Below are 7284 nucleotides of genomic sequence, written 5' to 3'. Positions count from 1 at the left end.
CGCGCTGCATCGCGGGCCGGCGGCGTGGAGCGGTGCTCCGCGAAGCCCCGCCTGCGCCCCCGCGAGTGAGGAGAGGAGATTCATGCGTCGCTGACGCGACTTTGACATTCATCCCCGACGATGCGGAAGCCGCCGGGGCCGGATACAGCGGCCCGCCGGCATGACGAGAGGACGTGACATGACGAGTGCTTTAGCGCGGCTAGCGCGGGGCGGTTTGCGAGGTGGGACACCGCGGACATCGGTTCCCCTTTTCCGCGCGTGCCCCAACTGTCCCCAGCGGGTGCCGGCGCGCCCCTGCCGCGGCTTCGCCGGCGGCCGCTGATGGCGAGCCTGTCGGTTCCACCTACCCTTCGGCAACGCCGCCCGGCGCTCTATGCCGTCCTTGCCCTGCTGGCGCTTGTCCTCGCCGTCGGTGCCTACCGCTACTGGCACAAGGTGCCTCGCTACAAGGGCGTATCGCGCCTGCAGGTCGACCTGCGGCAACCGGAAATGCTGCTCGCCACCAGCCATCTCGCCAGCGTACCGAAGGATGTTGCGGCGGCTCCGCTGCTGTCCGGTCTGGTGGACGAACAGCTGGTCTTTCACTATGAGGAGGATGAGGCGAGGCTATCGCTCGAGGGCAGCCTGCGTCGTCTCGCCTACGAGCACAAAGTCGCCATCGAGGACCGTTTTCTCGCGCTCCTGCTGGCGGGACCTGCGGAGATCGGGATATGGCGTTCGGGCAGGGGACGCCCCGAGCACTTCGTCGCCAGGCTGGAGCGTGGCCTGCTCGCCCGGTTGAGCGAAGCGTTTGCCCGGATTGCGCTGGACGATCGCCAGCTCAAGCTGGTCGGCAAGTTTTCCGTGGCGGGCGACGAGATCAGCCTGTATGCGCTCGATTATGGCGGTGGTCGCCAGTTGGCCTTTGCCGGACGCGGCGACCACTGGGTCTTTCTTTCCGATCCGGCACTGGCTCTCGACGGCAATGGCGCGTTGACCGGCGATGCCGAGGCGGTTCTCGGCGAGCTGCTGCACGGCGCCCACCCCTGGCAGTCGAAGCTGCCCGTCTCGACGACGGCACAGCATTCCTTCGTGATCGGTCCGCAGGCCCTGACCCTGGGCTACGCGCACTTCCTGCCGGCGCTCGCCGGGCTGCGCCTCGACTACGTCGATGGCGGCTGGCATGCCAACCTGCGCTTGCTCCCGACGAACACCAGCGCCGCTCATGACACCGCCGGCATCTGGCGGGCGGTGCCGCTCGGCGCCGCCTTGTGTACCGCCCTGCCGGTCGATTGGCCGGCTACCGCGGAGCCGCTGGCGGCGCTGCTCGGCAAGGACGCCGCGCTGCCGATCACCCTCGCGGCCCTGGACCCGATCGCCGCGGTCTGCTGGTTTGCCGGCTCCCGCCTCTCGGCGCCGCTCTTCGTCGCACGGGCGGCGGCTGTCTTACCGCCCGATGCCGGACAGTTGCTGGCCCGCCTCGCGGAGAAATCCTGGGCTGCCAAGGGCATCAAGGCCTCGGGCAAGGATGGCGAAAGCCAGATTCACGCCGTCACCGTGGCGTCGCGTCACGGCATTCGTCCGCCCGACGGCGGCGCGCGCGCCTTCGAACCCGCGCTGGCCTGGCGCGGTGGGCTGATCTTGTTTTCTCCCGACCGTCGCCAGGTCGACGCGGCGCTGGATGTCGCTGGCAAGCGGGCGGCGGCACTCGGCGACGAGCCCGGCCTGCACGGCCCAGGATGGCTGGTCTTCGACCCGCCGCAACTCGCCCGGCTACTGCGTTCGGAAGTACAGGAAGTGCTGCCGGCGGATGAGGAATCATTCTTTCGTGAGGTCGCCCGGAGCCGCCTCTGGCCACGCCTCGAGGCCTGGGGAAAACAGCACCAGGCGCTTGTCGCCGTTCCGGGGGCCACCGTCAGGGATGGCTTCGTCACGCTGGACATCAGACCGCTGCAGGAGATCGCCCGCTGATGAACCGCCGGCGATTCGTCACCGCCCTCGGGGGGATCATCCTCGGCAGCGCCTGGCGACCAGCGGCAGCACTCACCACGGAGTCTTCGACAGCACCCGTCGCCGGCGCGCTCGACGGTACACAATCCGACCGCTTTCGCGCCTGGATGGCGTTGATCGTCGCCGACCAGATTCGCCGTGGCCCGTCGCCGCGCTGGTTTCATCGCGACTGCGCGGGCCTTGCCCGTTTCGCCGTTGGCGAAGCGCTGCGCCCGCACGACGCACCGTGGCGCCGGGCCAACGGTTTCACCGGCCGTCTGCCGCCGGAAGTGGACCTGCGCCCGGAACAGGCGGCCCTGCTCAACGGCTGGACGACGCTGACGGGGGACCAACAGGCGTTCGTCACCGCCCTGGCGCTGGTGCAGAAGAACAGCCGCTGGCTCGGCCGCGAAAGCGCCATGAGCAAGCCTGGCGATCTGCTGTTTTTTGATCAGGGCGATGATCAGCACCTGATGATCTGGATGGGTAGCTGGATCGCCTATCACACCGGCCAGCCGCCTGCCGCCGCAGCGGCGCAAGGTGCCGGCAGGCGTCGGCGACCTTCCGAGATGGTCGATGACAACGGCCTGCGTGCTGTCACGCCGGCCCAATTGCTGCAATGGAAGGACACACGGTGGCGACCACGCGACGACAACCCGAATTTCGCCGGCTTCTATCGCCTGGCCTTCTTGTCACGCTGATCCTGGCGCTGCTCGGCATCGCCGGAGCCGGCACGGCCGGCGAGATGGCGGCCGAAAACTCGAACTATCGCCCCGCCACTGGCGAGGAGTTCTTCCTGCTTGCCGAGACCAGTTACGCTTCCGACGAACAAGCCTCGGTACGGTTGGAAATCCAGCGCGACTCGGCCGAACTCGAGGAGTACGGCGGCGTCGACATCGCCATTTATCGCGTCCCCGATCCGCTCGCCTTCCTGCGCGCCCAGAGCAACCTGCACCGCGTCAAGGTGCCGGCCAAGCCGCAGCCCGAGGGCATGGCCAACATGCTGAAGCTTTCCTGGGACAAGATCTGGGCCAACAGCCGCTTCGCCTGGAAGCGCCTGTTCTCGCCGGCGGCCCGGCTGGCGACGACCGCAGCGGCTCCCGATCTGAAGACGCCGAAACAGATCCTGACGCCGACCCGCCTGCGCCACCCGCCAGCCTACGCGCCCCTGCCGGGCCTGACGCTGGCTGACCGCTTCCGCTACCCGGTGCATCGCGCCAAGCCCATCGTTCCGCCTGCCGACCTCAAACTGGCCGGTAGCAGCAGCGAGTTCCTGCCCAATAACGAGGGCAATGTCCGGGTTCCCCTCGGCCAGCGGGCACCCGGCCTGTATCTGGTCGAAGCCTCGGTCGGCAAGCACCGGGCCGTGACGCTGGTTTTCGTCTCCGACAGCGTTGCCGTGACCAAGAACGCCGCCACGGAGATGCTGGTGTGGACCGCCCGGCGCAAGGATGGCGTCGCCGTCGCCGACGCCGATGTCGTCTGGAGCGATGGTGTCGGCGTCCTGAAGAGTGGCAGGACCGCTGCCGACGGAGTCGTCCGCCTGCCCGCCAGCAGCCCCGAAACCAGTTATGTCTACGGTCAGGATCCGGCGGGCGGGGTCTTCATCTCGGAAAACTTCTACCACGACAGCGAGATTTACAACGCCAAGATCTATGCCGTCACCGACCGCCCGCTCTACCGTCCGGGCGATCTTGTCCAGGTCAAGTTCCTCGGCCGTGAATTCCGGAGCGCCCGTCGCTCGGAACCGGTCGCCAGCGGCGAGCTCAGCGTCACTGTCGTCGACCCGGCGGGGACCGAAGTCCTCACCCGCAAAATGCGCTATGACTCGGCGAAGGGCGGCGAGACGGACTTCCGCCTGCCGGCGGCGGCACAGGCTGGCGGCTGGGAACTCGTCTTCACCAGGGGCGAAGACAGCTACGGCGCCGCCTTCCGGGTCGCCGACTACGTCAAGCCGCACTTCGAGATCGACGTCGTCGTCGACAAGAGCGAATTCAAGACGCGCGAAGCGGTCACCGGGCGCATCCGCCTGAGCTATCCCGACGGCAAACCGGTGGCCGGCGCGCTGGTACGTCTGACGGCGCGGGCGCAACCGCTGACCATGGTCGAGGGCGAGCTGCGCTATGGCGGACAGTTCCCGGTGGCCATCAAGGCCGACGAACTGAAGACCGGCAGCGACGGTTTGGCGGCCTTCAGCCTGCCGCCGGCCGACGATCCTGCCCGCTACATCCTGAGCCTGCTGGCCCAGGACGGTGCCGCCTACCGCGTCCGCACGACCAAGGAAATCCTCATCGAGCGCGGCGCCACGCTGTGGCACTTGAGCGCCCCCACCTATTTCTCGCGTCCCGGCGAGAGCGTCGATTTCCGCTACACGCCGCAGGGCAACGCCAGTCCGGCCAGCCGGCCGACGCGCTGGGAGATTCTCCGTCTCGAGGACAGGCAGCGGCGCGACGGCGTACTGGCCGAAGGTGACAGCGCCCGACTCGCCTTCCCCGAGCCCGGTTCCTACACCGTCAGTCTGCGTGACGCCAGGGGCAACCTGCTGGCGGCGACCAGCCACTGGGTTTCCGGCGAGGGCATGAAGGCGATTCCCGGCAGCGTCGAGATCGTCTTCGACAAGGAGAACTACCAGGCCGGAGAGACGGCGCACGCGCTGATCACCTTCCCACAAGCGGTCGGCGATGCGCTGCTGACCCTCGAGCGCGACCAGGTCGAGGCGCACGCGCTGCTCAGCGGCAAAGCCGCCTGGCTCGGCGTCAGCCAGGTGGCGCCGGCGCAATGGCGGGCGGACATCCCGGTCCGGGAAGAATACGGCCCGAATGTCACCTTTTCCGTCCTCTACCTGGCCAACGGCGACTACGTCTTCCAGAACAAGGGGCTGCGCGTCGCCGTGCCGGCCGTCGACGTCGCCATCCGCAGCCCCCGCGAACGCTATGCGCCGGGAGAAACCGTCACGCTCGAACTGGAAACCCGCGTCGGCGGACGGCCCACGCCGGCACTGGTCAATCTCGGCGTCGTCGACGAAATGATCTACGTGCTGCAACCGGAAATCGCCCCCAGCATCGGCAACTTCTTCTATCACCCCCGCCGCAACAACGTGCGCACCACCGTCAGCCTGTCGTTCATCGGCTACGACCTGGCGCGAATGCCCGGCAAGGGCAGCGCGCCGGTTCGCCGCTCACCGTCGGAACGCGGCGTCAAGGTACTCGAGCGCCCGCGCCGCGACGATACCGACACCGCCGGCTGGTGGCCCAGCCTGATGACCGGTCAGGACGGCAAGGTCAGCGTCAGCTTCCGCATGCCCGACGCGCTGACCCGCTGGCGCATCACGGCGCGCGCGATCACCGCCGCCGGCGTGGTCGGCCAGCAGACGCGGCATATCGAGTCGCACAAGGACTTCTACGCCAAATGGACCGGCCCGGCGAACTTCCGTCTCGGTGACCGGCCGGCCGCCACCATCGTCGCCTTCAACCAGACCGGCGCCGCTGCCAAGGTACAACTCGCCGCCAACGGTGGCGGCCTGGCCGTCCGCCGGGAGATCGAATTGCAACCGGGGGCAAACAACATCCCGCTGCCGATGGACAAACCCGTTTCGGGCGATGTGGCGATCAGCCTCGCCCAGGCTGGCAAGGAAATCGACAGCCTGCGTCAGGCGATCAGCGTGTTGCCCGTCGGCTGGCTCTCGGAGCGCAGCCAGTCGCTCGATCTGCGGGAGGCCGAAACGCGCCTCGCGCTGCCGGCCGATGCGCGCGACCTCAGGGTCAGCCTGGCGCAGGGGAGTGCCGGACAGTTTGCCCGCATCGCCGAGGATCTCCTGGAATTCCCCTGGGGTTGCGTCGAGCAGACCGCCAGCCGCCTGCTGCCGCTCAGCTTCGCCTATCGCGGCCTGCCCGCCGATGCGCCGCGTCTGCGCGAGATTTCCCAGGCGCTCGCCACGCAGCGCCTGCGTCTGGTGCAGATGGCCGGGCCGGAGGCGGTCTTCGGCTGGTGGGGGCCGGCAACCACCGACAGCGGCTGGCTCACCGCCTACGCCTACTACGCCGACTGGCACGCCGCGCGCGCGCTCGGCCTGACGCTGCCGGCGACGCACTGGCGGCAGAGCCTCGAAGCCTACCGCAAGCACGCGGTCAAGGAGCCCTTGCCCCTGCGCGTGCTGGCGGTCTGGTTCATGGCGGAAATGGAGCTGCCGGTCCGCACCCTGGTCGAGGGTCTGCTCCTCGAAGCCGCGGCACTGCCCGCCGTCAAGCCCGTCAGTCCCGGTCGCAACAGCCTCTGGTTGAGCAACACGGCCGCCGCCGATGGCCTGAGCCTGGTCCTGATCGGCCAGATGGCTCGCCAGCAGCAGATCGCCGTGGCGCCCGAAACGGCTCAGGCGATCGATGCCGCGCGCGAATCCCTGCGCGCCCAGCCGGAAGCGCTGGGCCAGGCGCTGCTGGCCATGGAAGGCAAGGGCGTCGCCAAGGAAGACGCGGCGCGCTGGCTGGCGACGCTCGGCCCGGGCGCCGCCACGTTCGATCGTGCCCTGGCGCTGGCCTGGTGGAACAAGGCCCTCGGCGGCAGCGCGCCGGCCGAAAGCGGGGCGCCGGGCCTTGCCGGCAACTGGCAGCGGCAGGGCGGCCCGCTCGGTGCACCGACCTGGCGGTGGACCGACAAGACGCTACCCAACGTCATCTCCCTGGCCGGCCCAGCGCCGGCACCGCTGACCGCCTTCGTCCGTTACCGCTCGGCCGAGCCGGAAAAGGGCACGCTGCCGATCAAGATCGAACGGCGCCTCTATCGCCTCGTCGCCGCTCCGGCGATCAAGGCGGACCCGGCAGCCGCCAGCCCGTCCGGCGAGCGGGGCCCGGCCAGCGCCTCGCTGGCCGGTGAAGCGGTCGAGTTCCGGGCAGAAGCCGCGAGCGACGGCGATCTGCGCGCCAACGACCTCTATCTCGAAGAGGTCCGGCTCAGTCCCGCGGCCGGCCAAACGCCGCGCTACGGCCTGATCGAGGTGCCGCTGCCGCCGGGTGCCGATGTCGAACGCGGAACCTGGGGTATCCGCGTGCGTGGGCTCGATGGCGACGCCGTCGTGCCGATGGAGAAGGCCCGCTATCAGCCGGGCGAACTGTCCTACGCCGTGCCCGTCGACCAGCTTGCCGACAGCCGGGTTTTCCGTCACCTGCTGCGTTTCGGCAGCCGCGGCAGCTTCGTCGTGCCGCCGGCGCGCTTCCAGCGCATGTATCAGCCGGAGGAGAAGGCTTTCGAGGCGGTGGCGGAACGGCGCCTGCAGGTGAAGTGATGCGCGCCTCGCGGCCGTCACCCCGCCCATCGCCTGCC

At 69.2% G+C, this 7284-nt stretch carries 3 protein-coding genes; all 3 read left to right on the top strand.

Annotated elements, in window-relative coordinates; genetic code table 11:
- Positions 1 to 321 precede the first annotated feature (321 nt).
- Genes AW06_RS14315 through AW06_RS14305 form a run of 3 tightly spaced genes read left to right on the top strand, consistent with a single transcriptional unit; the run spans position 322 to position 7246 of the window.
- Positions 322 to 1950, top strand: a complete 1629-nt coding sequence (locus AW06_RS14315; protein ID WP_034951407.1) for a DUF2138 family protein — start codon at positions 322 to 324, stop codon at positions 1948 to 1950.
- Entirely contained in the window at positions 1950 to 2669 is a 720-nt protein-coding gene (locus tag AW06_RS14310; RefSeq protein WP_034951405.1) for a DUF1175 family protein, read from the top strand. The genes AW06_RS14315 and AW06_RS14310 overlap by 1 nt, the downstream gene beginning before the upstream one ends.
- The gene (locus AW06_RS14305; protein ID WP_273704726.1) at positions 2603 to 7246 is read left to right on the top strand and encodes an alpha-2-macroglobulin; all 4644 of its coding nucleotides are present in this window, start codon (positions 2603 to 2605) and stop codon (positions 7244 to 7246) included. Before AW06_RS14310 ends, AW06_RS14305 begins: the two co-directional genes overlap by 67 nt.
- Positions 7247 to 7284 lie beyond the last annotated feature (38 nt).

The sequence above is a fragment of the Candidatus Accumulibacter cognatus genome, assembly GCF_000584975.1.
GTDB lineage: Bacteria > Pseudomonadota > Gammaproteobacteria > Burkholderiales > Rhodocyclaceae > Accumulibacter > Accumulibacter cognatus.
The sequence above is the reverse complement of the archived record's forward strand: the minus strand, read 5'-3'. Positions and strand labels throughout refer to the sequence as shown.

What these genes read in the sequence shown, in the direction of transcription:
- AW06_RS14310 (WP_034951405.1), top strand. Translation starts at nt 1,950, where the DNA reads ATGAACCGCCGGCGATTCGTCACCGCCCTCGGGGGGATCATCCTCGGC.
- AW06_RS14315 (WP_034951407.1), top strand. Translation starts at nt 322, where the DNA reads ATGGCGAGCCTGTCGGTTCCACCTACCCTTCGGCAACGCCGCCCGGCG.